The organism is Streptomyces luteosporeus (genome assembly GCF_039532865.1).
GTDB lineage: Bacteria > Actinomycetota > Actinomycetes > Streptomycetales > Streptomycetaceae > Streptomyces > Streptomyces luteosporeus.
Genome location: NZ_BAAASL010000015.1, coordinates 161,731 through 187,132 on the forward strand (window position 1 = coordinate 161,731; position 25,402 = coordinate 187,132).

Annotated in this window: 29 protein-coding genes; 25 read left to right on the forward strand and 4 right to left on the reverse strand. The window is 71.3% G+C overall.

What is annotated here, in order from left to right; genetic code table 11:
- The first annotated feature begins 609 nt into the window (after window positions 1–609).
- The 6 genes from ABD361_RS20635 to ABD361_RS20660 all read left to right on the forward strand — a co-directional run bounded on the left by ABD361_RS20635 (window position 610) and on the right by ABD361_RS20660 (window position 5,385).
- A complete protein-coding gene (locus tag ABD361_RS20635) occupies window positions 610–1,887 on the forward strand; it encodes an MFS transporter (protein ID WP_344436880.1) in 1,278 nt (425 codons plus the stop codon).
- Between the two features lie 304 nt (window positions 1,888–2,191).
- A complete protein-coding gene (locus ABD361_RS20640) occupies window positions 2,192–2,560 on the forward strand; it encodes an SH3 domain-containing protein (protein WP_344436881.1) in 369 nt (122 codons plus the stop codon).
- A 113-nt stretch (window positions 2,561–2,673) separates the two neighbouring features.
- Complete coding sequence (locus tag ABD361_RS20645; RefSeq protein ID WP_344436882.1) at window positions 2,674–2,907, forward strand: hypothetical protein; 234 nt, start codon at window positions 2,674–2,676, stop codon at window positions 2,905–2,907.
- Window positions 2,908–3,062: 155 nt separating this feature from the next.
- A complete protein-coding gene (locus ABD361_RS20650; RefSeq protein ID WP_344436883.1) occupies window positions 3,063–3,677 on the forward strand; it encodes a hypothetical protein in 615 nt (204 codons plus the stop codon).
- Between the two features lie 452 nt (window positions 3,678–4,129).
- Window positions 4,130–4,795, forward strand: coding sequence for a hypothetical protein (locus tag ABD361_RS20655; RefSeq protein WP_344436884.1), 666 nt, complete (start codon window positions 4,130–4,132; stop codon window positions 4,793–4,795).
- Window positions 4,796–5,016: 221 nt separating this feature from the next.
- Window positions 5,017–5,385 carry a hypothetical protein gene (locus tag ABD361_RS20660; RefSeq protein ID WP_344436885.1) on the forward strand — a complete coding sequence of 123 codons (369 nt, stop codon included), beginning with the start codon at window positions 5,017–5,019 and terminating at the stop codon, window positions 5,383–5,385.
- Here ABD361_RS20660 and ABD361_RS20665 read toward each other — a convergent pair.
- Entirely contained in the window at window positions 5,382–6,224 is an 843-nt protein-coding gene (locus ABD361_RS20665) for a BlaI/MecI/CopY family transcriptional regulator (RefSeq protein WP_344436886.1), read from the reverse strand. The genes ABD361_RS20660 and ABD361_RS20665 overlap by 4 nt on opposite strands.
- Before the next feature lie 656 nt (window positions 6,225–6,880).
- On the opposite strand from ABD361_RS20665, the gene ABD361_RS20670 reads away from it, so the two are divergent.
- Together ABD361_RS20670 and ABD361_RS20675 are read left to right on the forward strand one after the other, a co-directional pair.
- Entirely contained in the window at window positions 6,881–8,107 is a 1,227-nt protein-coding gene (locus tag ABD361_RS20670; RefSeq protein WP_344436887.1) for a competence protein CoiA family protein, read from the forward strand.
- A 98-nt stretch (window positions 8,108–8,205) separates the two neighbouring features.
- Window positions 8,206–8,502: a WhiB family transcriptional regulator gene (locus ABD361_RS20675; protein WP_344436888.1), complete on the forward strand. Its 297-nt coding sequence runs from the start codon at window positions 8,206–8,208 to the stop codon at window positions 8,500–8,502.
- A gap of 183 nt (window positions 8,503–8,685) precedes the next feature.
- Here the strand turns inward: ABD361_RS20675 and ABD361_RS30720 are convergent, their stop codons facing one another.
- Window positions 8,686–8,994, reverse strand: a complete 309-nt coding sequence (locus tag ABD361_RS30720) for a DUF6009 family protein (protein WP_361746723.1) — start codon at window positions 8,992–8,994, stop codon at window positions 8,686–8,688.
- 566 nt (window positions 8,995–9,560) lie between these two features.
- Between ABD361_RS30720 and ABD361_RS20680 the strand changes: the two genes are divergently transcribed.
- From ABD361_RS20680 to ABD361_RS20755, 17 genes are all read left to right on the forward strand, one after another.
- The gene (locus tag ABD361_RS20680; RefSeq protein WP_344436889.1) at window positions 9,561–10,373 is read left to right on the forward strand and encodes a hypothetical protein; all 813 of its coding nucleotides are present in this window, start codon (window positions 9,561–9,563) and stop codon (window positions 10,371–10,373) included.
- A 13-nt stretch (window positions 10,374–10,386) separates the two neighbouring features.
- Window positions 10,387–11,388: a C40 family peptidase gene (locus ABD361_RS20685; protein ID WP_344436890.1), complete on the forward strand. Its 1,002-nt coding sequence runs from the start codon at window positions 10,387–10,389 to the stop codon at window positions 11,386–11,388.
- A gap of 567 nt (window positions 11,389–11,955) precedes the next feature.
- Entirely contained in the window at window positions 11,956–12,465 is a 510-nt protein-coding gene (locus ABD361_RS20690; RefSeq protein ID WP_344436891.1) for a hypothetical protein, read from the forward strand.
- Window positions 12,456–12,749, forward strand: a complete 294-nt coding sequence (locus ABD361_RS20695) for a nucleotidyltransferase family protein (RefSeq protein ID WP_344436892.1) — start codon at window positions 12,456–12,458, stop codon at window positions 12,747–12,749. The genes ABD361_RS20690 and ABD361_RS20695 overlap by 10 nt, the downstream gene beginning before the upstream one ends.
- Before the next feature lie 69 nt (window positions 12,750–12,818).
- Entirely contained in the window at window positions 12,819–13,187 is a 369-nt protein-coding gene (locus ABD361_RS20700; protein WP_344436893.1) for a hypothetical protein, read from the forward strand.
- Between the two features lie 116 nt (window positions 13,188–13,303).
- Window positions 13,304–14,281, forward strand: a complete 978-nt coding sequence (locus ABD361_RS20705; protein WP_344436894.1) for a hypothetical protein — start codon at window positions 13,304–13,306, stop codon at window positions 14,279–14,281.
- A 564-nt stretch (window positions 14,282–14,845) separates the two neighbouring features.
- The gene (locus tag ABD361_RS20710) at window positions 14,846–15,409 is read left to right on the forward strand and encodes a hypothetical protein (RefSeq protein WP_344436895.1); all 564 of its coding nucleotides are present in this window, start codon (window positions 14,846–14,848) and stop codon (window positions 15,407–15,409) included.
- Window positions 15,406–16,041 carry a 2'-5' RNA ligase family protein gene (locus ABD361_RS20715; protein WP_344436897.1) on the forward strand — a complete coding sequence of 212 codons (636 nt, stop codon included), beginning with the start codon at window positions 15,406–15,408 and terminating at the stop codon, window positions 16,039–16,041. The genes ABD361_RS20710 and ABD361_RS20715 overlap by 4 nt, the downstream gene beginning before the upstream one ends.
- 14 nt (window positions 16,042–16,055) lie before the next feature.
- A complete protein-coding gene (locus ABD361_RS20720) occupies window positions 16,056–16,820 on the forward strand; it encodes a hypothetical protein (RefSeq protein WP_344436898.1) in 765 nt (254 codons plus the stop codon).
- Window positions 16,817–17,308, forward strand: a complete 492-nt coding sequence (locus ABD361_RS20725; protein WP_344436899.1) for a hypothetical protein — start codon at window positions 16,817–16,819, stop codon at window positions 17,306–17,308. Before ABD361_RS20720 ends, ABD361_RS20725 begins: the two co-directional genes overlap by 4 nt.
- Window positions 17,305–17,436: a hypothetical protein gene (locus ABD361_RS20730; RefSeq protein ID WP_344436900.1), complete on the forward strand. Its 132-nt coding sequence runs from the start codon at window positions 17,305–17,307 to the stop codon at window positions 17,434–17,436. The genes ABD361_RS20725 and ABD361_RS20730 overlap by 4 nt, the downstream gene beginning before the upstream one ends.
- A gap of 96 nt (window positions 17,437–17,532) precedes the next feature.
- Window positions 17,533–18,321: a glycosyltransferase family 2 protein gene (locus tag ABD361_RS20735; protein ID WP_344436901.1), complete on the forward strand. Its 789-nt coding sequence runs from the start codon at window positions 17,533–17,535 to the stop codon at window positions 18,319–18,321.
- A gap of 132 nt (window positions 18,322–18,453) precedes the next feature.
- Entirely contained in the window at window positions 18,454–18,675 is a 222-nt protein-coding gene (locus ABD361_RS30725; protein ID WP_425583278.1) for a DUF6354 family protein, read from the forward strand.
- A gap of 361 nt (window positions 18,676–19,036) precedes the next feature.
- Window positions 19,037–19,552, forward strand: a complete 516-nt coding sequence (locus ABD361_RS20740; RefSeq protein ID WP_344436903.1) for a hypothetical protein — start codon at window positions 19,037–19,039, stop codon at window positions 19,550–19,552.
- A 279-nt stretch (window positions 19,553–19,831) separates the two neighbouring features.
- The gene (locus tag ABD361_RS20745; protein WP_344436905.1) at window positions 19,832–20,227 is read left to right on the forward strand and encodes a hypothetical protein; all 396 of its coding nucleotides are present in this window, start codon (window positions 19,832–19,834) and stop codon (window positions 20,225–20,227) included.
- Window positions 20,224–20,994, forward strand: coding sequence for an AAA family ATPase (locus ABD361_RS20750; RefSeq protein WP_344436906.1), 771 nt, complete (start codon window positions 20,224–20,226; stop codon window positions 20,992–20,994). Before ABD361_RS20745 ends, ABD361_RS20750 begins: the two co-directional genes overlap by 4 nt.
- 285 nt (window positions 20,995–21,279) lie before the next feature.
- Window positions 21,280–21,492 carry a hypothetical protein gene (locus tag ABD361_RS20755; protein ID WP_344436907.1) on the forward strand — a complete coding sequence of 71 codons (213 nt, stop codon included), beginning with the start codon at window positions 21,280–21,282 and terminating at the stop codon, window positions 21,490–21,492.
- 59 nt (window positions 21,493–21,551) lie between these two features.
- Here ABD361_RS20755 and ABD361_RS20760 read toward each other — a convergent pair whose 3' ends face one another.
- Together ABD361_RS20760 and ABD361_RS20765 are read right to left on the reverse strand one after the other, a co-directional pair.
- A complete protein-coding gene (locus ABD361_RS20760; protein ID WP_344436908.1) occupies window positions 21,552–24,362 on the reverse strand; it encodes a DEAD/DEAH box helicase in 2,811 nt (936 codons plus the stop codon).
- A 36-nt stretch (window positions 24,363–24,398) separates the two neighbouring features.
- Window positions 24,399–25,037, reverse strand: coding sequence for a hypothetical protein (locus tag ABD361_RS20765; protein WP_344436909.1), 639 nt, complete (start codon window positions 25,035–25,037; stop codon window positions 24,399–24,401).
- Window positions 25,038–25,402: the final 365 nt, after the last annotated feature.

Sequence of the window (25,402 nt, forward strand, 5' to 3'; positions counted from 1 at the left end):
ATCTACGCCCGCCCGCAGCCGCTGCGGGCCGCCCGGACGCCGAGCACGCCGCGGGGCGGGAGAAATCGCCGCACAACCCGGTTGCGCCTCCCACCCCACGGACTCGACGGCCCCGAGCGCTGCCGCCGCGCCGGGCACCGGCTACCGCGCGGCGCGCTCGTACACCCCCGTCGGGAGAGCAGGCCAAGTCGCGGAGCCAGCAGGTGGGACCGCAGCCGAGGGACGACGCCGTCACCACCGTCGGCCGCCCAGAAGCGGTCACGTCCGGACATGAGGCCTGAGGGTGCGCACCCCTCATGTCCCCGACCTCTGTTGTGGTGGTCGCAGAGCCCGTGAGCACCACGAGATGCGGCCCGGCGGCATCGCGTGATGGAACGGTCTACCCGATCGCCGAGCCAGGGGGTGGGAGGAGTGGCAGCGGCTGTCCGCGTCGCCGGAAGCGGCGTTGAAGGGGCCGCCGCGGCCTGCTGGGCTTCTCGCCACGGCGGCTGGTCCCCCCTTCGCCGCTGGCGCCGTCCGTACGCCGCCGCCTGCCCACTGGGCCCCGGCGCACGGACGGCGGCCTTCTTCCGCACCCACGATTCCCCTTTTTGCAGAGGCAGGCAGGCGATGGTCCACGCGCAGGTCCGCGACGTCCCCCGCACCACGAAGGAGCCGGCCCGCGCACCACAGCCGTCACCCCTGCCCGCTCCGGCCGGCGATCCGGAGCCACCACGCACCCCGCCAACCTTCCGCGCCGTGCTGCGCCACCGATATTGCAGCCGCCTGCTGATCGCCTCCGTGATCGGACGCCTGTCGCTGGGCATGGTGCCCGTCGCCCTGATCCTGGCGGCGCAGGCGGACGGCCACTCCCTGGCGAGCGCCAGTGTGCTGGCCGCGCTCTACGGCATCGCCCCGGCACTCGGACTGCCGCTGGTCGGACGGCTGGCGGACCTGCGCGGCCTGCTCCTGCCCTGCTACCTCGGCGCCGCCCTGGTCGCCGTCGCGCTCGGCACCCTGGCCATGACGGGCACCACCCACCTGCCGCTGACCGCCGCGTGCGTCGCCCTGGCCGGAGCCGGATGCCCACCGCTGGAGGGCGGACTGCGATCCCTGTGGCACGCAGTACTGCCCGACGACGCCCACGTGCGCACCGCCTACACCCTGGACTCCTCCACCCAGGAGATCGTCTACGTCACCGGCCCCGCCCTGGCCATCGCGATAGCCACCTGGCTCTCCCCGGCCGCGGCCCTCGCCCTGGCGGCCGCCGTCACCGTGGCCGGCTCCCTCGCCTTCGCCACCGCCCCACCGGCCCGCGCCTGGCGGGCCGCGCCGCGCCGCCGCGAGCGGCTCGGCGTGCTGCGCCCGCTCGCCATGCGGCCCCTGCTGCTCTCCCTGGTCTTCCTCGGCGCCACGGCCGGCGCCCTCGACGTCGCCGGGATCGCGGTGGCCGAACGGCAGGACGCCTCCTGGCTGGCGGGCGCGCTGCCCGCGGCGTTCTCTGCCGCCGGACTGCTCGGCGGCGTCCTGTTCGCCCGCCTGCAGCCCACCACCACCCCGCGACCGCGTCACCTGATGCTGCTCGGTGTCGCGTACGCGGCCTGCTGGCTCCCGCTCCTCGCCCCGTTGCCCGCCCCGGCGGTCCTCGCCCTGGCGATGCTGCCGGGCGCCCTGTTCGTGCCCCTGCTCACCGTGGCGTCCCTGTCCGTCACCGCGCTCGCCCCGCCGGGCACCTCGACCGAGGCCGTCGGCTGGATGACCAGCGCCATCCGGCTCGGCCAGGCCGGCGGCACCGCTCTGGCCGGACCGCTCAGCGGCCACTTCACCGTCCCGCTGATGGCCGCAGCTGGCTGCGCGCTGCTGCTCACGGCCCGCACCGCCCCCGCACCCGCGGCCACCCCGGTGTGAAGACCGGGACGATCAAGTACAAGGCGGGCTTGGGTAAGCACCTGGCCGACGGGTTCATCCAGCAGGACTGGAACAACGACGGCCGGAGATACCGCAACACCTACTTCAACGCGTCCCCCACGGCGTAGCGGCCGTCCAGCGCGCCGGACGGGCCAGGGCCGCGCGCCGGGCCCCTTTCCCACCGGCCGGAACACCTGGCGTGATCGCCGTGCCAGGCCCTGGCACGTCCCGGCAGCCCGCCGGTCACGGGCCCCGGCCGGCCTGAAGGCTCCCTGGCACAACCGCCGATCAAGGGGAGACCACTGTGCCGATTCCCTCCGTACTCCGCCGCACCGTTCCCGCCGTCGCGCTCGCCGCGACCGCCGCGCTCGCCGTGGGTGCGGCCCCGTCCGCGTTCGCCCAGACGCCGGCGGCATCCGGTGGTTCTGGCCGTGAGGCATGCGATGCCGGATCGTTCGACCGCATCGAGTCGGTCAGCACCAGAAGCGGAGTGAACCTCCGCACCGGGCCGGGCACCGGCTACTCCTCCCGCGGCCTGGTGTACAACGGCACCACCATTTACGTCGGGTGCTTCTCCAGCGAAGGTTTCGCCTACGTTCAGGTGCGCTCCGGTGCACACGACGGCGAGTACGGCTGGATCGCGACCGACTACATCACCGGGCTGTTCGACTGAGGCGGCCGCTGCTCCGCATGAGGGCCGTGGCCCCGGACAAGGGGCCCGGGGCCACGGCCCTCGGTTTGCCTGCAGGCCAGCAGAGGCGCCGTCAGCTCCCGGGCCTGCCGGCCGTGCTGCAGACCCTCCAGCCGCTTCCACACGGCGGACCGGAGGGCCGGGTCGGCCTTGGGCCGCAGGCTGTCGCGGGTGCGTTTCCAGCGGACGCCGTCCTCACGGCCGTCATCACCACGTACTTCGAGGACCGGATCGCCGCGGCGGAGAAGGAGGTCGAGGAGGCCCGGGCCGCACTCGCCGCCGAGGCCAAGGTCGAGCAGCGACAGACGGAGCGGGGCGCGTTCGCTTGAGACGGCTCCCTGCACCCGGCCTCGTACAACAGCGACCCCGGTCAGCCGGGGTGTGTCAGTGGGCGCAGTCCCGCATCCGTGGCAGAGGAAGAGGCGGTCCACTGGTAGCTGCGCAAACACGGCCGCATCGTTCCCGCACCGTTCGGAGAGAAGACATGACCGACCAGCACACCACCGAGATCCGCCGCCCCGCCGACGTTCCGGCCGGCGAGAACCCCGACGGCTCCGCCGAGGCCGTGGCCCGCGTGCTGTGCACCGAGGATGAGTGCGCCGCCATCGCCGAGCGCTACCGGCGCGACGCCGAGGCCGAGGCCGCCCGGAAGTGGGCCGCCAACAAACTCCAGCACCAGGACGTGCAACTTCTCAAGTTACGCTGTGAGTTGGAGAAGTCCACCCCCGGCAGGACGGCCACGGACATGCTCGCCGCCCTGCTGGCCGTCCAGCAGGAGCGCAACGGGGGCGAGACTGACCGCGTTGTGCTGTGGCTGGACGAGGCCGCCCCCCTGTTCCGGGAGGCCGGGCTGTTCCGCGACCGGTCCCCGGGGGGCGTCCGCAGGGAACTAGACCGGCTGATCCGGCAGAACCGGGCTCCGTATCCGGCCGCGTCCGACGATGACGTGGCTCCGCTGGTCGAGGAGACGGGCAACTCCCCCCGCCTGGACCTGGAGCAGGCACTCAGCATGCCGAACTGGGCGGACCCGGCCCGCGGCTCGATGACCCCGACGCTCAGCGCCGAAGGGCGGGCCCACCTGGGCCCGCCGAACACCTGATCGGCGGCGAGGAGTACACCACCCGGACGACCACATCGCGCGCACGCCGCAGTCACCGGCCAGCGCCGCCCGGGACGCGCCAGTGGTCACCCGCCGCTGCCGGGCGTCGTCAGTTCCTGCTCGGCATCCCGTACCCGGGCGCGGCCGGCCCTCTTGACGCCGTCGCCAGGCCAACGCGTGCATGGCACCGCACACCGCCGACACCACGAGGGCGGTGCTCCGCCCCGCCGGCGCACGGCCAGGGCCATCCCGCCGGACAGGCGCCCAACAGCGGTCCGGCCCGCCTGGAGCGCACACACGGGAAGCCCTTGCTATCTAGGGTCGCGGCGGCCCGCTCGCAGGTCGAACCCGCGATCGTCAACAAGGCACGTGAGACACGGTGTGCGGCGCAGGGCAGGCTGGTGAGTCGAAAGAGGCCTGGCGGCGGTAGGCCGCAACGGCATAATGCGGAGGTGACTGCGACACCGGAGCTCTTAGACCTGCCCGCCCGTCGACGCCGCCACGCGCGGCTGATCGCCGCCCTGACCACGCTGATCGGCGCCTGTGCCGACGCGGCGGGCGCGGTGTACCAGCCGATCGCCGACGCCCCGCCTGGCCGGGAGGCCGTGGAGGTGGCGGCCCTCTTGCCCTGCATCCAGGTCAGCGGCTCTGCCGCCACCCTGCTGGACCAGGCCCGCGCCGAGGACGATGCCCGGTGGCCGACCGTGGGGGCGTGGGAGCAGGAAGAGGCCCGACGGACGTACGCCGCGCGGTGCGCCGTGGCGGAGGCCCAGGAGCCCATGGAGTCGGCCGGCCCGCCTGGTGAGCACGGCGTGCCGCTGCCGACGGTGCAGCAGTCCGCCGCGATGGACCTGGTGAGCGCCGGCGACGAAGTCGCCGCGCGGTGGCGACGCGATCCGCAGGAGGCGGCCGCCTTGGTGCGCGCGCTGGTGGCCGGCGGCGAGTTCGCTGCGGACGAGGTCCTCGACGAGGCGGTCGACTCCGCAGTGCTGACCGGTCTGCTGGCGCTGCAGGAGGTGCGCACCGCGTCCGATCCGAGCACGGCGGCGGAACTCTGCCTCAGCGCCGTCCCCCACATCGCGCTCGCGATCACCCTGGCCAGCGCCGACCTGGACTGATCAAGATCAACACCGCCAGTGCCCGTATGCGTCTCACGAACCCCTAGATATCCGTGAGGGACGGGGGCTTACCGACCCTGTCCCTCACATGCCTAACGCCCGGGGCGCGGCCCCAGATAAGGGACGCGGCCCGCGCGACGGGACGGGGAGAACGGGGAGCTCATTGCCCGCCCGGGCCGGGGCGTGGTTGGCTCGGATGCCCGTGCCCCGGAGAGACCGTGATGCGACCCGCCCCCGCCCTGCGCCCGTGGACCGCGCTGACCATCGGAGCGGTGCTCTGCGTGCTCGCCGCCGCTGCCCTGGGCGCACGCGCCGAGCTGAGTGTCGTGGCTGCCGGTCTGGGGCTGGCGTCCATCGCCGCCTACGGGACGGCCAGGACGCGGAGCGGTCTGCCGGGCGCGGCCGTCGCCTGGCTGGGAGCCGGGTGCGTCGCGGGCATCCTGAGCTGGGGCCTGGGCGAGGACTACCGGTTCGGCTACGCGCTGGCGGCCTTCCAGCTTCTCGTCGGCGCGGTGCTGCTGCCCGGGCACCTGCGGCGCTCGGCCCGTCGGGCCGCCGCGGATGCCCGGGCGGGCCGCAGCGGGGGTTAGACCTCCGCCGGGACCTTCTCGTCAGCGGCTTCGGGAGCCTGCTCGGCCTCGCCGTCCGCGGTGCCGTCGGCAGCGGGCGCCGCATCCGCGTCGGTGTCCGCGTACGCGGTGTACATCACGCTTCCCTGCTGGCGCGACTTCTCCGCGAGGTTCTTCTTGACCAGGGTCTCCAGGCTGTTGCGCACCGTCTGGACGGACGTCGCCCGGTCAGGATGGTCCTGCGCGAGCTGGTCGCGGACCTCCTTGACGACGCACGGCTGCCCGGGGGCCTTGAGGAGGATGCCCAGGGCGAGCCGCCACAGCGGCGCCCCCGGCTTCTCCTCGCCCGCAGCCTTGCCCGCCGGCGCTTCCGCAGCGGCGTCCGGCTGCGCCGGGGCCTCCTCGGGCGACGGCTTCTTCACGGCGGCCTTCTTCGCCGCCTTCCTGACGGTCGCCTTCTTGGCGGTGGTCTTCTTCACCGCGGCCTTCTTCGCGGGCTGCTTGCGCTGCTCCTCCCTCACCGACTGGTCCTGCCGCTGCTGCGGAACCGTTTGGGCCGCATCGGCGACCGGCCCGGCCGGCGCGGAGGTTCCGGCCTGCTCGGCCGTGTCCGACGGCGGGACGCCGGCCACCTCGGAGGCCGGCTGTGCCCCGGGCGCGCTCAGCACTGGGGCCCCAGGCAGGCTGCCCTGCGCCTGGGCCAACCAGTTCTCTTCCGCCTTGAGTTGCTCCAGGCGCTCCTTGAGACCGGCGATCTGCGCGGTGATGTCGCCCTGTTCCTGGCGGTTGGCCGCGAGGTCGTCGGCGTACTGCTGCGCGTACTTGTGTTGGATGGGGGTCTTTGCGGGCTCGTCGGCCACTGCAGCACTCCTTGTACCTGGTTGTTGCTGCCGGATGCTACTCACTGTGAGAGGGCGGCAGTTGCTCTCCCGTACGACCGCCACCCTTGCTGTGCGACCTGCTCGTGGCCCGGTCTCCACGCTCACCGGAGGGACCAGGTGGTGTGCGGTGATGCCACTGGGGCAGTTGCGCGTGGGCCTCGTCGGCCAGTTGCCGTGCGGCGTCTTCCCCGCGGGCCCGGGATGCGGGCCCGACGGCGTTGCCGAGCTCGGGCAGGACGGTGGAGGACAGGCGAAGGCCCTGGGCCGCGCAGGCCGTACGCAGGGTGTTCAGCACGTCGGCGGGTATCCGCGTGGTCGGGACCGGCCAGGGGCGGCGTCTGCCGTGGAAATCGGCGGGCCCCACAGCACCCCGTCGGCGGTCTCGGCGACCTTGACCGCAACGCGGTCTCCCACTCCTGGTCGGGCAGGGTGCCCGTGACACGCGCACCCGCCGCCTCGCCGAACCCCGGTCCCGTACTACGCGCCCCGCAGCGCATTCGCAGCCCCTTTCGTCCCGCCCGGCGGAACGTTCCCGCTGAGCCCCGCTGCCCGATGCGGTGCCGCCGCACAGTGAGGTTGATCAACGGAACGGCAGAGGGGACACACCCATGGGCACGTCGCGGTGGCGTGGGCTCGTGAACTCCGGCCCGCGACGGCCGCGGGCCTTCACGCAGGACACGGCGCAGGTCCTCGCGCTCGACAAGAAGACCAGGCAGCTGCGCTACCTGCCGGCCGGCGAGGGCAACGGCGAGATGGAGCCGGGGGTGACCTGGCGCGACCACGTCGCCCGCGGGATGCTGCTGTGCCCGGCGCCCGACTGCGGCCTCCCGTTCGGCCGGGTCGTCGCCGGGGGAGCGCGGCGCCACCACTTCGCCCACCGCCCCGGAGAGGGCGAGCACGACGACGGGACGGGCCCGGAGACGCTGTGGCACCTCAGCGCGAAGGACGTCCTCGCCCGATGGGCAGAAACCCACCCGGACCTGGCGGACTGGACGCTGCACCTCGACGACACCCCCATCACCCTGCCGGACGGATGGCGGCGCCCCGACGTGCTCGCCGTCTCCCCCGACGGAATCAAGGTGGCCTTCGAGGTCCAGTACTCCGCGCTCACCGGCACCGACTGGAAAGCCCGCCACGACTTCTACGCCAAGGCCGGCGTGGTCGACATCTGGCTGTTCGCCCACCACGGCCCGCAGTGGCGGCCCGCCACCACCCAACAGCGCCGCCGCGCAGAGCTTGTCTGGCACGATCCCGACTGGGCCGCAACCGTCCAGCTCAGCGGCCTGCACCAGACGATGCTGCAGCACGGTGTGATCCCGCTGTGGCTCGACCCGACCACACAGATGGTCGGCACTGCCACGACCCGCGTCCACCCCGCGAACACCTCGCCGGGCGAGCGCCTGTGGGAGGACGCCGCCTACACCCTGCCGCCCCGCCGCGTCTTCCCCGCCTGCCACGTCGCTGCCGATCCGCTGGAGCAGTGCGACGTGGACCTCGCTGCCCGTGAACTGCTCACTCCAGCCCGGCGCGTGCACCACGAGGAACGAGACCGGCTCCAGGAGGACGAGCAGGTCGCACAGGAGCGCGCGGCCCGGGTCCGCGCCTGCCAGGAGGAGCGGACCCGGCGCCGGCGCGCGGCCGAGCAGGACAAGCGCCGTGCGATCGCGGCACGGGCTGCTGAGGAACAGGCAGAGCGGGAAAAGCGCGAGCAAGAGGAACTTCGGCAAAAGGAGGAAGAACGCGCCGCTGCCGAAGCCCGGCAGAAGATGCCGCTGGCCCAGCAGTTTCCGCCGGTGTTCGAGCAGGAACCGCCATCGCCCCCGAAGCCGCCGTGGTGGAAGCCTTGGCAGCGCAGAGCATGACCGCGCCCGCCGGTCCCCGTGGCCGCGAGCCACGCACCGGGCGTGACCTGCGCAATAAGCTCGGCCTTGTCGCCGAGCCGCGACGGGGGAGGACAGACATGACCAGCGCGAGGGCCTACTGGCAAGAGGACGCGGCCTGCCGCACCGCGGACCCGGAGGAGTTGTTCGCGGACAGCACCCGGCAGGACCGGGCCAAGGCCGTCTGCACGGGCTGCCCGGTGCGCACCGAGTGTCTGGTGGAGGCCCTCGACAACCGGGTCGAATGGGGCGTGTGGGGCGGGATGACCGAACGGGAGCGCAGAGCGCTGCTGCGCCGCAAGCCCCACGTCGCCTCGTGGAAGAGGGTCCTGCTCGACGGCCCCGCCCCTCAGCCGGCGCCACGCGCGAGGGGCTGAGGACCCTGCCCGTGGGGCGGACTCGGCCCCTGCCTCTGTCGGACGGCGGCCGAACGCGCAGGTCAGAGGCTCTTTGGCGGGCGGGCGGGCAGGGGCTGAAGGGGCCGGAACCTCGGCAAGCCCTCCAGCAGGCGGACGGAGGGCGGGTGGGGGCTCCAGAGGCCGTGTTCGCCCAAAGTGAGGTCACAAACAGCATGCCGTCGGGCGGCGGCTCCGACTGCGGGCCAGGAGCAGGGGCCGTTTCCTTTGGCGGGGCGGGACGGCGTCCCCGGGCGCGGTCGGTGAGACGGCCGTGCACCCCCCGCGCGGACGGTTCACGGCCTGATGCGGCGTGGCGTCCTGGTACTGCCCTCCGGGCTCGCTGCGGTCGTTGTCCGTGACGCAGAAGACGCGCCGCCGGTAGCGGCGTGAGGGCTCGGTGGGTTCCGCGCTCTCCTCGAGCTCGGCGTAGCCGATGATGGGCTTGTTGGGCGGGTTGGAGAAGCTGCACACCAGACACCTCAGGCGCTGAGAGCAAGCTCACCCAGCTCGATGAGGAAGCAGCCCGGCAGGCCAGCGTGGTTGATCTCGGGATGCCCGCCTTCAGTCAGATCGCCGTCCGAACGGTCACCGACCAGGCCTAGCCAGCTGGCAGCAGAGTGTCCCGGCGGATCTCCTTGGTGACGTCCACGAACCCGTCCGGCAACCGGCGATGACGGGCCTGGAAGGCGGCGAAGGTCGTCGGCACCTGCCGCTGCTCACCTTCAGGTCCGGGCGTGCCCGGTGGGAGACAACCGGCACGAGCTCCGGCACTTTGCAGGCCCGCCCACGCCGGGCAGACGAGCCGAGCCGGGACCCGCCGCTTGTTCGGCCCGGATGAAGATCCCGTCGGGCGGGACCGGAGGGCCGGACATCGCCGCAGCCCCTGGGAAGCGGTCCGGCATCAGCAGCTCAGTGCCACGGGGAGCTGATTGCCTCTCAACGGTCCGGCACCACGGCCGGGCCACGCCTTGAGGAGGCGTCCCTGCAGCCGGCCGGCAGCAGGGACGACCCGAGCAGGACTGGCGTTCTTCGACGAGATGGCCGAGCTGATGCAGAAGGTGGACACCGACGGGGTCAGGCAGCGCATCGAGACGCTGCGGGGCCAGCGCGAGGAACACATCGAGCTGATCCGTCAGCAGCGGGCCGCGCACGGACCCGCGCCCGCGCCGCGGGGCGCCCACGACTATGGACAGGAGCGGTCCGCCGCACACCAGCCTTCCCCGCGACGCTTCCCGCGCATGTGTCTCCGTGCGGCCGCTGGCACGGTACTGGCCGCTGTCCTCGGAGCATCGCTCACGGCTTGCGGCTCACTCTCCAGTGGTGTCCGCGCCGCGCCCGCCGAGACCGCCAGCGTCTCGGCGACGCCCGAGGTACCGGCCCTCGCGGTGCCGGGCACCGGCACCATCCCCGTGCCCAACGGCCCGGCCGCGTCCCCAGGCAGTGAGCTGCCCGAGGACATCGCCAAGGCCGCCGCGGACTTCACCGCTGCCTGGGCCTCCCACGACGCCCGGCCGGGCCAGGACAAGGACTTCACCGACGCGGGCCGACGCGCCTCGCAGTACACCTCCGAGGACCTGGGCGCCTCCCTGAGCGCGGCCAGGCCCTCCACCACGGCCCAGTGGCGGCAGTGGACCGAGGCCAAGGCCAGCGTCGTCGCCTCCGTCACCGCGGTCTCGGTGCCCGACGGGGCCCCGGCACCCACGTCCACCAGCGCGCTCGCGCGGGTGTTCTACCGGGTCACCACCAGCCCGGCCAGCGGCAAGTCGACCACCACCGACAGCCAGGTCGCTCTGTTACTCGAGCGCGGACACGACGGACGGTGGCGCGTGATCGCGCTGCCGTACGCCTGAGCGGCGGCCGCTCATGAAGAAGTTGGTCACGTGCGGGGCGGTCGCGTTCGCCGTCGCCGTGATGCTGGTCTTCTCGCTGCTGATGATGCTCGCCGGGGCCGGTGGGGCCAACGCGGGCGGGAGCCGCAGGGGACCGGGAGGTGGACTGTCGGACAAGGCCCCGATCCCGCCGGAGATCCGCAAGCTGATCGAGGAGGCCGTCAAGGGCAAGTACGGCTGCCCCGAGGTCACCGCGTCCTTGCTGGCGGCGCAGCTATACACGGAAAGCAACTGGGAGGACAAGCCAAGCCCGGTGGGTGCTGAGGGCATCGCCCAGTTCATGCCGGAAACGTGGGCCGAGTGGGGCGTCGACGGTGACGGTGACGGAGTCAAGAACGTCCACAACCCGGCGGATGCCGTCCCCTCTGCCGTGCGCTACGACTGCGTAGTCGCCGATGAGGTCAAGAACGTCCCCGGCAACAAAGCCGAGAACATGCTCGCCGCCTACAACGCGGGCTCGCGCCCTGTGATCAAGGCCGGGGGCGTCCCGCCGATCGAGGAGACCCGCGGCTACGTCAAGGACATCCGCGAGCTGGCCCAAAAGTGGGGCACCAAGAACGGCGACCTGATCCCGGCGGGCGGGGCCGGCTCGGCAGGAGCGGAGCGGGCAATCGCCGCGGCGATGACCGCGCTCGACACCCCGTACGTGTGGGGCGGCAGCTGCGAGTCGCCGTACTCCGCAGGCCAGGGCTGCGACTGCTCGTCCCTGACGCAGATGGCCTGGGGCGCCGCAGGCGTGAACCTCCCGAGGACCACGTATGAGCAGGTCAACGCCGGCACGCCGGTCCAGTCCATCGCCCAGCTGGTCCCCGGCGACCTGCTGTTCAGCGTCGGCTCCGCGTCGGCCCCCGAACACGTCGGGATGTACATCGGCAACGACCAGGTCATCGAAGCGCCGCGCACCGGCCTGGACGTGCGGATCAAGCCCATGAGCTGGTGGACGAACCAGATCGTCGCCATGCGCCACATCAGCTGACCCCGCCTTGTAGGTTCCGATGAGAGATGTCAGTGTCCGCACGTTTTGTCATCGACGTGGCACTGCCACGGAGAAATCCGCAGGCCGCGCGTCCAACCCATCTGTCAGTACGGCCTGCTCAAGCCGACCAGTTGAGGGTTTTTGACAGGTTGGTGGTCCGCCGCGCGGGACACGGCGTGCCCCGCTAAGCGCGTGGAGCGGTCCAGGCGGGACATCGAGCACTCTCCTACGGCTCCAAGCAGCGAGACGCCGGGAACGCGGGCCCCTCTTGGGCGGGATACAGGGCCTCGGGAGCGCCGTCGAGGGCGCGCCACAGCACGGCCCGCGGCTCCGGCGCAGGACCCGCCGCTTGTTCGCCCGGACGAAGATCCCGTCGGGCGGGACCGGGGGGCCGGACACCGCTGCAGCCCCTGGGAAGCGGTCCGGCATCAGCAGCTCGGCGCCACGGGGAGCTGATTGCCTCGAAACGGTCCGGCACCACGGCCGGGCCCCGCCTGTTCAGGAGGACCCGGATGAAGTCGACGCGCAAGTGCCTGGTCCGTGCTGCCGTACCCGCGGAGTGATCGCGTGGACAGCAGCGTGCTGAAGCACCCGCGGATCGCGGAGGTCGTCGAGACGCTCGTGGCCGCCGGGGGCGGACGCATCACCTACGACGTGGGCGGCGGTGGTCGGGAGATGCTCATCGCCGCCGGCGCGAGGCTGGCGGCCGAGACGAACACACAGGTGACGATCGTGGAAGCCCGAAGCCTCCATTCCGACGTCCGCGCCTTCGTGCGCGAGGTGCAACCGGAGGCGCGCAGCGCGGTCATCTCCGCCGAGGAGGCGGCCCTGCAGCCGGTCGGCAGCATCAACGGCGTCCTGGCCGTGCATGCTGACGTCCTGCGCGACGCGGACGTGCGCAAGCCGCTGCTCGCGATGGCCCACAGCGCCGACCACCTCCTCGTGGCACGCCACGACTACAGCGACACCACCCTCGACGCTCTCGCCACCCCCGGCATCGTCCTCAGACTCCGCGACCTGATGCCTCCCGCACCCCGACCGGCACCGATCACCCTGTCGCCCCCGCGATGGACATGAGCGTAGCCCTGAGCCTGGCCCGGCAGACCAACCGCGACGTCCTGACCGACCAAGACCTCGCGGTCTTCGACGACATGGCCGAGGCACTGAAGAGTGCGGACCCCGCCGAGGTCAGACAGCGCATCGGCGCACTCCGCAGCAAGTACGAGGCGACCATCGAGCTGGCTCGCCAGCGCCGAGCCGCGACCGGGCCCACCGACCCGTCACGGACGCCCCTCGACCACGGCCAAGAACAGTCCGCCGCACACCAGCAGCACCGGTCCCAGGGGACCGGCCGCGCCTAGTCACCTGTCCACACCGGCCCACGGCAAGTAAGACCAAGCCGCGCCCAGGAGAAACAGAGAAGGCCCCACATGAACGATGCGATCAACCACCCCGAGGCGGCACAGCTCGTCGACCCCCCGCCGTACAGGCTCCCCGAACTGGCGGAGCGCCAGCAGCGGCTCGTCCGACAGCTCAAGCAGGGAACACCGGGCGGGCACGACACGGCGGGCGCCGAAGAGCTCATCGAGACGGTCAGCTTCGAGGACCTGGCCAAGGCGGTGCAGAACGCGGACCCCGACGAACTGAGACGGCGCATCGCGCGCCTTCAGGACCAGCAGGGACAGCGGGCCACCGCTCACCCTGCCCCCGCCGCCCCGCAGCAGATCACCCGCGACCACGGCCAGGCACAGTCCGCCGCGCACCAGCAGCAGCGCCACCAGAGCCCCGGCCTCACCTAGAACCCGTCCCGGTCGCGTCCGCCAACCGCGGTACGCGACCGCCGCCCTTCGACCCTTCGGAGACCGCCATCACTGTCATACGCAAGAAGACCGTCGTAGTCGCTGCTGCCGTCCTGGTGAGCGCTGTCGCCTGCAGCACAGCCGAGAACGTCACGGCCGCGCAGAAGCTCGACAAGGCCGTCGACAAGCTCGGCCAGCAGACTTCCCTCTCCTTCGAGCTCGGGCTGGACACCGACGCCGCCACCCTGAAGGCGCTGGACTCCGATGCTGCACCGGGTGAAGAGATGCCCGAGCAGGTCGCCGAACTCCTCGCCGGCGCCCGCGTATCCGTCTCCGTGCAGTCGAAGAAGCCGCTCCAGGACTCCTCCGCCACCGACATCACCGGCATGGCGATGAAGGTCTCCGGCCCGGACGGTGACCTGCTGGAGTACCGACAGGTCGACGACTGGGCCTACCTGCGCGCGGGCGTGAAGCCGCTGGAGAAGGCGGCCGGCAGCCAGCTCCCCGCTCCTGAGAACCTGCCGCCCGGCGCCACCGACCTCAAGCAGCTCCTCAGCGGCGGCTGGGTCAAGATGCCGGCCGACAGCCTGACCAAGAGCACCCCGGACCAGGAGAGCTCGCCCTCCGCGAACCCCAGCGCCCAGGCCCGGCAGAAGAAGGTCCTCAACGGCCTGCAGCGCCTGATCAACCGCGAAGTCCAGCTCAAGGACACCGGGACCAAGAACGGCGCCGACCACATCACCGCCACGGCCCCCTTCCGGACCCTGCTCACCGGGCTCTTCGACGAACTCCGTCCGCTCGCAGCGGACCTCCCTCAGGGCGTCAAGCTGCCGACTAGCAAGGACCTCAAGGACGTTCCGGACAAGAAGATCACCGCCGACTTCGCCATCAAGAACGGCACCCTCAACGAGGTCTCGGTGGACCTCGCCCCGCTGGCGCAGACCAAGAGCGACAAGTTCGCCCTCATCCTGCGCCTGGGAAGGGGCGACCGGGCCACCGCGCCCGCCCAGGCCACCCAGATCGACCCGAACGCCCTGACCCAGCAGATCCTCAAAGGCCCCGCGCTCCCGAGCCGGGAGGAGTCGGCCCTATGACCCCCCAGCCAACCCGCTCGGGCGCAGCCGACCCCGGTGACCTGACGCTCGACGTCCAGCACCCCATCTCGCTCCTGGGAGCGGGCAGGACTCCGCATCCTCAACGACGAGCCGGCCGACCGGTCGGGGCCTTCCGGAGACCCCGCCCGCGCCCCGGCGCACCGGCTGGCTGCCCCGCGCCGTTCCCGCAGGGACACGAACACGCCCATCGCTACCCGACCAGGGAGCCCGGCGGATTCGCCCTATGCCGCCGCGGCACCACAGGGGCCAGCCAAGGCCTTTGCGAGGGTGAGCGAGTCGCCGCCACGGCGCCGCCTCAACGAGCTCTGCGCCCACGTCCGCGCACGGGTACGACCCCGGAGGCCGAGGGTTCCCGCGAGTACAGAGCACGGTCCCTGTGAACCGGCGGGGGAGGGCGAGCGGCTTCCGCTACGGTGCCGGCCGGCAGGACGCGCACCGCCGACCGCCGCCGCTGCATCCCCTCCCGCGCCGGGACAGATCAGGCGGCCAAGGTCTCCACCCGGGCTCACGACACCCACTCGCACGACTGCGGGCAGGCGCGGGGTGCCCGGAGAGACGACGTCATGCCACGCAACCAGTCCCCGCGCCGGCCAGCGTGCCTGCGCGGCGCAGAGGGCCACGGGCACCAAGGGCAAGTACACCGAGCTGCTGCGCGTCAATCTCGGCCCGCGCGGCGCGCGCAGGGAGCCCGTCCACGCCGAGCCCGCCCGCCGACTCGCTGCGCTGCGGCGGGCCGCCGCCGGCGCGACCGGCGCGACCGCGCAGGCCCCGCCTTCAGCCCAACCGTTCCGCTGCGCCCCGGAGACCTTCGTCGTGCTCGTGGGCATACCCGGCTGCGGCACATCGCGCTGCGCCGCCCTGTACCCGGCCAGCTGGCGGGTATCCCTGGACGCAGACCGCCTGGCGGCGACTGACGACATGACGGACCAGTGCGCCATCCCCGTCGCCGCTCAGATCCGACACGCCGCCCGCGCTCGTGTCGTGCCCGCGAGTGTGCTGCGCGACATCCATCCGCAGCTGCCCACAGCCGGCCCACTGTGCAGCGAAGGCTTCGACGCTGAGCACCGCGCCGACGATTTTGCGATCGCCGGTGGGAGGACGCGGTGAACGGGACCCTCGTGAACGACTTCTTCGCCGGCGTCGAGTCGCGCCGGAACGCCTGGCCTGCAGGGCGCGCCGACCTGCACTGGCACCTGCTCTTCGACACCACGGCCGTACACCAGAAGCTGGTGGAGCCGTACCGGGCGATCACCCACCGGCCCGGGCTGGCCCCCGTGGCCGCGCCGTGGCTGCACTGCACCGTGCTCCACGCCGGCCCGGTTGCGGAATACCGGGAACAGCAGATCGCGGACATCGTCGAGCGGGTCGCCAAGGAGTGCGCAGACGTCGCCGCGTTCGATCTCACCTTCGATCGTCCGGGCGTCGGGTCGGTCGCCGTCGAGTGCGCGGCTCGCCCCGGCGAGCCCGCCCGCCGGCTGTGGGAGATCACGGCCCGTGTCGACGCCGAAGCTACCGGCGGCCGTCACCCCTTGGTCCCCGCCGTCTACTACCCGCACGTCTCCCTCGCCTACGGCACCGCGGGAGACGTCCGGGCCGACCGGCGCGAACTGAAGCGGGCGCTGTCCGACCACCCGGGTGAGCCGGTCGTCCTGCGCGCCGACCGCCTGTGCCTGGTCGCCCAGTCCCATGACCGCCGGCACATCACCTGGACCCCGATAGCAGAGGTGGCCCTGCAGTGAGATTCCGCCGCACCATGAAGCAAGCACCCCCCTTGACCGCCCAGCCCCTGCCGTCCGCCGCGGGCCTGCCGGCCGACCTGCACGTGACGATCCTGATGCTGTCCGACGGCACCGTCCACGGCGCCGACGCGCCCACCGCCGGGGCCGGCGCACTGTGGGGCTCGGTGAACGCCGCATGGCCGCTGATCCAGGCCGAAGCCCAGCGGCTGGCCAGGCCGGTACGGGTGAGCGTCGGGCAGCATGACGGCACCATCACGGCCTACCTCGTGCACCCGGACGGCCGTGTGGACCCGGCCCCTGCCCACCCGCAGCCGCTGATGCCCGACCATGTCGACTCCCGCTGGCTGGACGGCGCGCTGAACCAGCACCCGATGGTGGAGTCGGTCCGCGCCGCTCACCGCGCAACCGACTGGCGCGCCGCCCAGGTTGCCGCGAGCCGGATGGCCGCACAGGTACGCGCCGAGCTCGGCGACGACCACCCCCACACCGTCCTGGCAGCAGAATTCGAGGCATTCTTCGCCCTCCACGCCCGCGACTGGGCAGCGGCCGTCCGCCTGTACACGGCGGTGGCCGAAGGCCGGCATCGCCTGTCCGCTCCGCCCGGGGACACCCAGCGGGCACTGCACAACGCCGTGGCCGCCTGGCTGAACGCCCGCACCGATCGCCTCAGCGGCGCCCACGGCTACGCCCTGGCGCACCTCCTGGTCCGCATCGCCCCGCACGACCCGCGGGCACTGTCCGCTGTCGTGCGGAGCCTGCCGCCCGCGGCCAGCACATGAGCACGACCGACTCGACCACGGCGGCCGCCACACCGCACCACCGCACCGCGCAGAAGGAGACCAGCGTGATGTCCGTCGTCCTGTTCGACATCGCCTTCCTGGAGACGACCGAGCCGTATCCGTGCCTGTTCTGCGACGTGCTGGTCGAACACGACCGCCGCCCCTACGTCTGGGGCACCCGTACGGACGGGCCACGGTCGCTGGTGTGCCGCGAGTGCCATGAGCACGAGGTCCCCGAGGCGGTCGACCGCTACTACAGGGCCACCTTGCGCACCCTGGCCGCCGTCGCCGATGACATGCGGGTGATGGCCGGTGACTACCGCGAGCTCGACACCCAGCGGCCGCAGTGGCGCGGGCATGCCGTCACCCGTGGGCTGCCTCTGAACCACGTGGCACGGGAGCTGACCGCGCGGGAAGTCGAGGAGGCTGTGCTCGACCAGATGGACGCCAGGCAGCATGCCGTCGGCTATCTCGCGGCAGTGGCGTGAGCTCGACGCCCCACCAGCTGGTCGTTGCCGCCCTTGACCGCCCGGCGGACGCCACCGAGGACCAGCACGCCGCGTTCGCCGCCCCACTCCCTACGGGCCTGCGCCGGCCCCGCGCCGACCGGCACTGACCAGCCGATCGGGCCCCGCCCGGAGCTCCCCCTCCCGCCTTTGAAGACCGTCCCGGACCACCTTGTTCACCACCCCTTGACCTGGAGCAGACCCACGTGCCCCTCACCACCCCACAGATCACGGTCATCACTCCGACACGCCTTCTGCCCAACCGGCTGCCCTACCTCGAGCTCCTACACGAGAGCCTGCACGTCCAGACAGTGGAATGGGAGCTGGTGTTGGCGATCGATGGCGCAGACCCCGACCACGTACCTCGCCCCCTGGCCCGCGACCCCCGCGTGAAAATCCTGGAACTGCCCAAGGTCGGCAGCGCCGCCGCCCGGAACCTCGCGCTCACCCAGGCCGAGGGGGACTGGGTGCAGTACGCGGACGATGACGACGTCTTCCCCGCCGAGGCCTTCGCCGTCCGCCACGATTACGCCCGAGCCAACGGGCTGGGCTGGGTGGCCGGCTGGTTGGCGGACCTGTTCCCCGACGGCTCGACCCGCGTGTGGAAATGTCCCGTTCCGCCCGGCCTACTCGCTCCGGGCGAGGTCTGGACGTACTGGCCGACACCCCAAGCCACCATGCCCCTTGGGCAGACGCAGATCATCGCGCGGCGGGAGCTCGTGCAGGCCGCCGCCGGACATGGCGGCTTGCCGCAGGGAGAGGACTTCGTTTACGTCTGCGCCCTCACCTCGCTCAGCGCCGGAGCTTTGCTGCCCGTGGTGATCTACCACTACCGCCAACATTCCGAACAAATGACCAAATCGAGCAATCACTCCCGCCTGGAAGGGGTAGCCCGGGAATTCTCCTGGCAGCACGGACGCCAACTGCGCACCGTCCTGGGCAACCTGCCATCCCTAGGATCCACGACTTCGCTAGCGGTGAAGGCAGCTCGTTAGCAATGCATTAGTACATCAGTCCGGCTCCAGCGCCGCGCCTCCGGCCCCCGCGAGCAGCAGCCTGCCGGCAGCCGGCCTCCCCGGGAGGACAGGCGGCCGGGGGACGGACCTCCGGCCGCACGGCGTCGGGCGCTGGAGGCTTCGGCGGGAAGCAAGACGTTCATCAAGACCGACGCCCTGGCGTCCCCCTCCAAATACGAACTCCTCGAGGAGGCCGACGACATCACCGCCGACCCTCGGTACACGGCGCTGCTGGCCGCGATCACCGCAGTCCACCGCCCGGACACCACTGCTGCCGATTACGCCCGCGCCGCATGGCGCGCCCTGCGCACCCCTACCAGGGCGGTGCAGTGATCACTGCGCACCGATGCCGAGCGTGACCGGCAGGTCGGCGCCCGGCTCGCCGAGTTCGCCGTGGCCGCCGGCCTGTAGCGGGAGGACATCCTGCAACAGCTCGCCATGGCGAGCGCCCTCGGGTGCCCGAGGTGGCGTTCGGAGGTGTTCGGGCTGGACAGTGAGGTGAGGGCAGTTGGTTCGGTGGTTGAGAATTGTCTGGTCATCAGATTGAAGGCTCCGACCGGGAGCACGCCCATTCCTGGGCGCCCAGGATCATCTCGTGGCGGGCAGACATACGAGCGCACGACGCATTGCAGGACGGGTATCGCAGTATGATATTGAAGTTAACAGGGGTAGCCTTCCTCGGAGGGGGTATTTCATGTTGTTCGATCCGGTAGTGAAGGAAGATGCCGACCGTGTCAGATGGGAGGTCACGCCATATGTGAACGTGGGGCCACTTCGTTTTGGAATGAGTCACGAGCAAGTTATTTCTGCGCTGTCTGTCGGCGATCCCACGGACAGCGGGTATCCGATTCCCGGCGAGTTCGCCCTTTTTCATGATGCCGGAGTAACGGTCTACTACGGGACTGGAGGAGCTTTGGCGGGTGTGGCGATCAATCCCTTCCGGGGGCCGCACGTCTTCCTTGGGGACTTTCAGCTCACTCACCGTCTGCCTACGGAGATCGTAGGCTGGATGGGGAGGGAATCACCCGGGCTGTTCCGTCTCAACCAGCGCTGCGAGCCGTACTTCGAAGAGATCGGTCTTCTCATTCGCGGTCAGCAGGGCGGGGATTTCCTCCGCAGCCGCCCTGTCTTCATCGGGAATGAATGGGCCGACCGGTTCGGAGATCTTCAGGAATGGCCACTTCCGGCACGTGAGTGGGAAGAATACTAAGCGCGCACAACCAGTCGTGCACCGCCCGGACTGCGCCGCCGGCCGCGCCTCCCGCAGATGGCCACCGACGCCGAAGCCCTGCAGCTCCTGGCCGATCCCGAAGTGTGAATGTGTGGTGTTGTGGCGGCGGGTTGGCCGGCAGCGGGTACTGGCGTGGTGGATGGCCTGTTGACCAGCGTGTTTGTTGACCGGGGGATGCTGGGGTTTGGCTGTCATGGGATGACTAATCGACTGCTGTGGTGTGAGAGTTCCGGCTAGCACACCCGGTCTCTGGCTGTCATGGGGATCAGCATTCCTGTGTTCCTGGTCAGGGCTGGGGTGTGGGCTGTTCGGTATGACTACTGCGACCAGGCCACCGACGAGCAACTCGCCGCGCTGCGCCGCACCCGTTCCCAGCGCGCCCTTCGCCTGCGCGATGAGGCGAAAGCCGCCGAGCAGCTGCGCCACACCCGCTTCGCCCCCGCCACCACCCCCGGCTTCCCGCGCCGTCTGGACGCCATGACCACCATCGCAGCCACCCGTGAACTCGACCAGTACCAGCACACCGACCTGGCTGACCTCGCGCTGCCCGACCTCATCCCGCCCGCCCCGCCACCAGCCGACTGGGCCACTCCCGACGCCCTCAAGGCTCGCACCCGACCCACCGGATCAGCCCCCAGCAAGGACTCCCCATGACCGGCGGCCATCTGCCACCCGCCCCCACTGATCAGTACATTCCGCTGCCCGAGGCCCGCTTGGTGAGCACCCGCGCGCTGCTCACCGCCCGGGAGAACCTCGCCGACACCATCGAGGCGAGAGCGATGATGTGCGTCCACGGCGGAGCCGGCTTCGGCAAGACCATGGCTGTCACCAGCTGCCTGCGCGAACTCGAACCCGATGAGGACATCCGCCGCATCACCTTCCACGCCCGCGCCACCACCCGCGCTGTGCGCCACGAACTGCACGCCGCCCTCGAACTGCCGGGCCCGCCCCCGCGCTACGCCAGCGAGTTCGACCAGCTCCTCAAACACGCGCTGGCCACCCACCCGCGCACGCTCGTCCTGGACGAAGCCCAGTGGCTCCAAAGCGACCAACTGGAATACGTCCGATACCTCTGGGACGACCCCTACACCCAGCTCGCCGTCATCTTCGTTGGCGGCGAGGGCTGCCACCACGCGCTGCGCAAAGAACCGATGCTCTCCTCACGGATCTTCATCTGGCAGCACTTCACCCGCCTCACCCCCGACGAGGTCCAGGACATCATTCCGCTCTACCACCCCATCTGGGCCGACACCGACCCCGACGACATCGCCTACGCAGACCAGCACGCCGCCCACGGCAACTTCCGCAACTGGGCCCGCCTGACCGCCCACACCCACACCGCACTTGAGCGCACCGGCCGCACACGCGTCGATCAGGATGTACTCCGCTGGGCCTTCAGCCGTCTCGGATCAGACGAATAGACCACTCACTGCCTGCGCCGCCCTGGATGACTTCGGGGTGCGCCAGCCTTAGCCGGAAGAGGAAGTCACGGGCTGCGTGGGCGTAGCTGCAGCGCCTGGTCCTCGCCGCCGTCGACCCGTACGTCGACCGTGCTGTGCTCGCACAGCAGGGATTGGGGCGCGCTCGGTCCGGTTGCACGGCGACCGGGCCGGGACGGAAGCTGCCGGCACCCCGGTGCTGTCCATCAGGTGCTGAGCCCCGCCAAGGGGTGTGGCGGGAAACTCCCGCCGGACGGAGGTATTGCTGTGATCGTTCGCTTCACGGGTGGTCCGCTCGCCGGGCGCGAGCTGGAGACTACCGACGCTCCGTGGGCCGGAGACTGGTTCACGGCCGGTGTCGCCGACTGGGGCCTGTACGTCCCGGTGCACCGCGACCCGGTGACCGGCGTCGTCCTGGCGGAGGTCCAAGTCACCATCCCGCGCCGCCCGCGGTGGCCCGCCGCAACGCCGCGCCGTTGATGCACGCGACCCCGGGCCCTGTTGGCGGGCCCGGGGTCTTGGGCGGTGAGGAGCGGCGGTCACGAGCCCGCTTGATGGACCAGCAGGTGCAGTTCCCGCCCTCGTACAGCTCCTCGTCGCTCCTCCTGGTGCTCGCGGACCGGCCGCTTCGTCGGGGCAGTCGGCGGCGCGGGCTCCGGGGCGGCCTCGACGGCCGGCACCACGCACGCCCAGTCCATGCCCAGCTTCCGCAGCGCGTCCAGCTGTTCCTGGTCGAGCTTGTCGCGTCTCGACTTGGTGTTCGAGAGCCATACCCCTAGTTTCACCAGCACCGGCTCCGCCTCGCCGTCGACCGCGATCTCCACGACCGCGCTGCGCGGGACGGGCCGCTGCCCCTCCTTCTCCACCCACTGGGCGAGGGCGGCCAGGCCCCGCTGGAACGCCTGGTGCGCCTTGCTCGGGCCCTCCTTCGTCGAATGCGGGGCCGCCGGGGCGGGAGACGGCTCCTCCAGCGGCTTGATGCCCAGCGTGGAGAGCCGCGCTTGCTGTTCGGTGGGTAGCAGCTTCCAGGTGCCCGGCTTGCGCTGTTGCTGGAGCCATCGTCCGATGTCGTCGCCGTCGAAGACGACGCCTGGCTGGATGTCGGGCAGCACGCCGTCGGCTTCGGTGTCGGCAAGGTCGGCGAGGACGCGGTAGTGGCGTTGCCAGTCCAGTGGCCAGGGGCAGTTCCAGTCTGGGTCGATCGTGGCCAGCTGCTTCGCGCGCATGGCGGCCCGCTCGGGGTCCTTCCCGAGGCCGTCCTTCCGGCGCAGGTTGGCCATGTGCTGTCCAACCGGCACAGGGCCCCCGCCAGCCGGGTCATCCCACACGGCGTCCTGCCGGGGTGCGAGGTGCCCGGTGGCCCTCCGGTAGGAGCGGAGCACGGCGAGTTTGTTCTCCCAGGCTTCCTCGCCGGGCTCCCAGACCATCCCGGCCTCGTCGAGGAGCTGTTTGCGGTGGGGGTCGAGTTCTCCGGCCCGCAGTGTTTTCCGCTGCTGGTGCACCCATCGCCCAAGCGGAAACGCCTTCGTCGTCCCGGCCTCGGTCTCGACGTCGTAGGGGACGGCGTACAGGCCAGTGATGCCGTTCTCTTTCCGCCACCGGATGAGGGCCTGGTAGCCCTCGAGCCAGACCAGGGACTGGGGCCGGATGACACGGCAGCGGGTCAGGGCTGCGATGTCGGCGGCGTCGCGGGGCTGGGCAAAGTTGATCACGACGGAGCTGACCCGGTCGACCTCCTGCTGCGCCTCGCTCGTCTCCTCACCGTCCCCGCTGTCGGTTCCCGCTGCGGGGGCGGGGCGGACGTGGAGGCGTCGGCGCTCGGTGCTGCGGGTCAGGGCGCGGGAGGCGAGCTGGTCGACCATGCGCTCCGAGTGCGAGCGCAGCGCTTGGAGGATGTCGACGAGGGGCTGGTAGCTGGCGGAGGCGACCATGTCCTTCGGGTCCTCCCCGGGCTGCAGGAAGATCGGGATGATGATCCGCGCCGTCTTGACCGTGCCGTCCGGATTCGGACGCAAGGCCCGGCCGATGTTCTGCACGATGTCGACCTGGGAGCTGCGCGAGCCGACGATGCACACCGCTTCCACGCCGCGCAGGCCGGTGATGTCGACACCGACCCCGAGGGCCCGTACCGAGGCGAGGAACGCCCGGTGTACGCGCCGGTTCTCGGCGTTGATGCCGTTGGCGAACCGTTGGATCACCTGGCGCCGGTGGGCGATGGGGTGGTCGCCGCACAGCCAGTCGGCCCAGACCCGGTCCGGGGGCACGTGCCGGCCGTCCTCGAGCTCGTACAGCTCGGCCTCAATGGAGGAGGCGGGCAGCTCCCCAGCGTCGGCCAGAGCGGCCTCGGACGCTTCGGTGGCGTACAGCTCCGCAGCGGTTGCCGGCATCTGCTCGGCGAAGGCGCGGGCTTCCTCGACCCGCTGGTGGAAGGTCATGATGGTGTGCAGGTTCATCTGCGCCGCGTGCTCCAGCAGCGCGGCCTGGAGCAACGCCAGGCGCCGGCCGCGTAGCGCGTCCTCCGACAGCCCCAGGATCGGTTCGGGGTCCCGGATCTCCAGCACGTCGATCTCGAAGCCCGCGAGGATCGACCGTTCCACCGCCTCCGCCAGCCCAAGGTCGAAAATCCTGGTGCCGTACGTGGCGCTGTCGTCCTCCATCGACGCGATCACCAGCTCCCGGCCGTCCCGCCCGCGCTGAGGGCTGGGAGCGGCCAGGATCCGCGGGGTAGCGGTCAGGTACAGCCGGAAGTCGACGGGGATGCGCGCGTTGTCGTGGATCGCCGCCCACGGCCGGCCCATGTCCCCGGCCGTCATGTGCCCCTCATCCAGAATCGCCAGATCGAACGGGGCCATCCGCTGGCCATACAGCCGCTCCCCGCCCGCCAGCGCGGCCTCCAGCGGCCCGCGCACCGTCCGCCGGCCCGAAGGGTCCTCCGGGTCCTCGCGGTCCACCAGGGAGGCGTAGGTGGCGAACACGACCACCGGCCCGGACCCTGCCCACAGCGCGAGCTGGATCGGGTTGGTCGTGGTACGCACTCCGAGCTGTTCCAGGACCTCGTCCTTGTTCACCGAGCAGACCGCGACCATGGGCGCGCGGTGCCCGACTCTGCGCCAGGACTGTGCGCTCTGCACGATCAGATCCAAGGTGGGCACCATGACGAGGATCCGCCCGTCCGGGAAGCACTCCAGAGCGCCCGCGGCAGCCATGATCGTCTTCCCGGACCCAGTGGCGGACACCCCCATGGCACGTACCCCCTCGGGGGGTACAGGTGATCTTGCAGGGAATCCAACCCATTTCCGGAAAGCCGATTTCTGGTCGACCTGGTGTTCTTTGAGCTGAATCGCTGACATTTCCGTGCCTCCCCGACGCCAAATTCTAGTGGTCGTTCAGACGGCCGAGTGAGGGGTGCAGGCCGCCCCGGCATCACTCCAGATCGACCCGCCCGCGAGATGCCATCCGCCGGGCGCCCCATCCGATTTCCCGCGCTTGAACCCCGGTAGGTCGTCTGGGTCGTAGTGCTCGGCCTCGCGCGTGCAGAGGATGATGTCCCCGCTGGACAGCTCCACCGTCCGCGCCGTGCACAGGCCGCCGGCCTCGCCCAGCGCCTCCAGCACCCGGCGCCGCTCAGTGGTGTGCGGGTGCGTGCGCGTCAGTACGGTCTCCCGGACGAACGCCTCCAGCCGTACCAAGTCCGCCCGTTCACGTTGCCACACATCTGCGATATGTACGGCCAGCTCAGCAGCTCCGGCCGACCGGCCCCCGCGCCGCACCCAGTCCCGGTCCGCGATGCCCACCAGGGCCTCGCTCACGGCCGTCACACCCGCGTGCCAGCCCTCCCGGAACTCTTCACCCCTGGCGCCCGTGTACCTATCGCGCTCCGCGACCTCGCACTGCGCCCCGGCGACCGCTCCTGCCTCCAGTGCGGCCACCAGGTCGTCCGCCTCGCTTGCGGGAACGCCCTGCGCTTCCAGGAGCGCGAACAGCTTCACCCGGGCGTTCACGCACGCTGTCTGGTACTGCGTCACCCGGCGCAGGGAATCGCTGCTCAGCGCGGGATCTGGTCCGGTAGATTCGTGGTGACTGTCATTTGCGGCCGTTCCTCTCGGTTTTTTGGAAGGTCTCCGGTGTGGCTGGGGGCGTCTCGTGTTTTCGCCAACGCTACATGCTGCATCTCCCTGATGCACCCACTATGCTAGAACCCGACACGAATGAGCAAGCCCCACTCTCGTAGCCAGCCCGGCCCGCGTCAGCGGGCCTTGACGAGGAGCCGGAGGCGAAGCCGCAGGCACCTCGTCACCAGGTGCGGGAGCGAAGCGGACGCACCCACGAGCCGCGCAGCGGCTCGTGACACCCCCTCAGACTCCGGAGCGAAGCGGAGGAGCCTGCCATG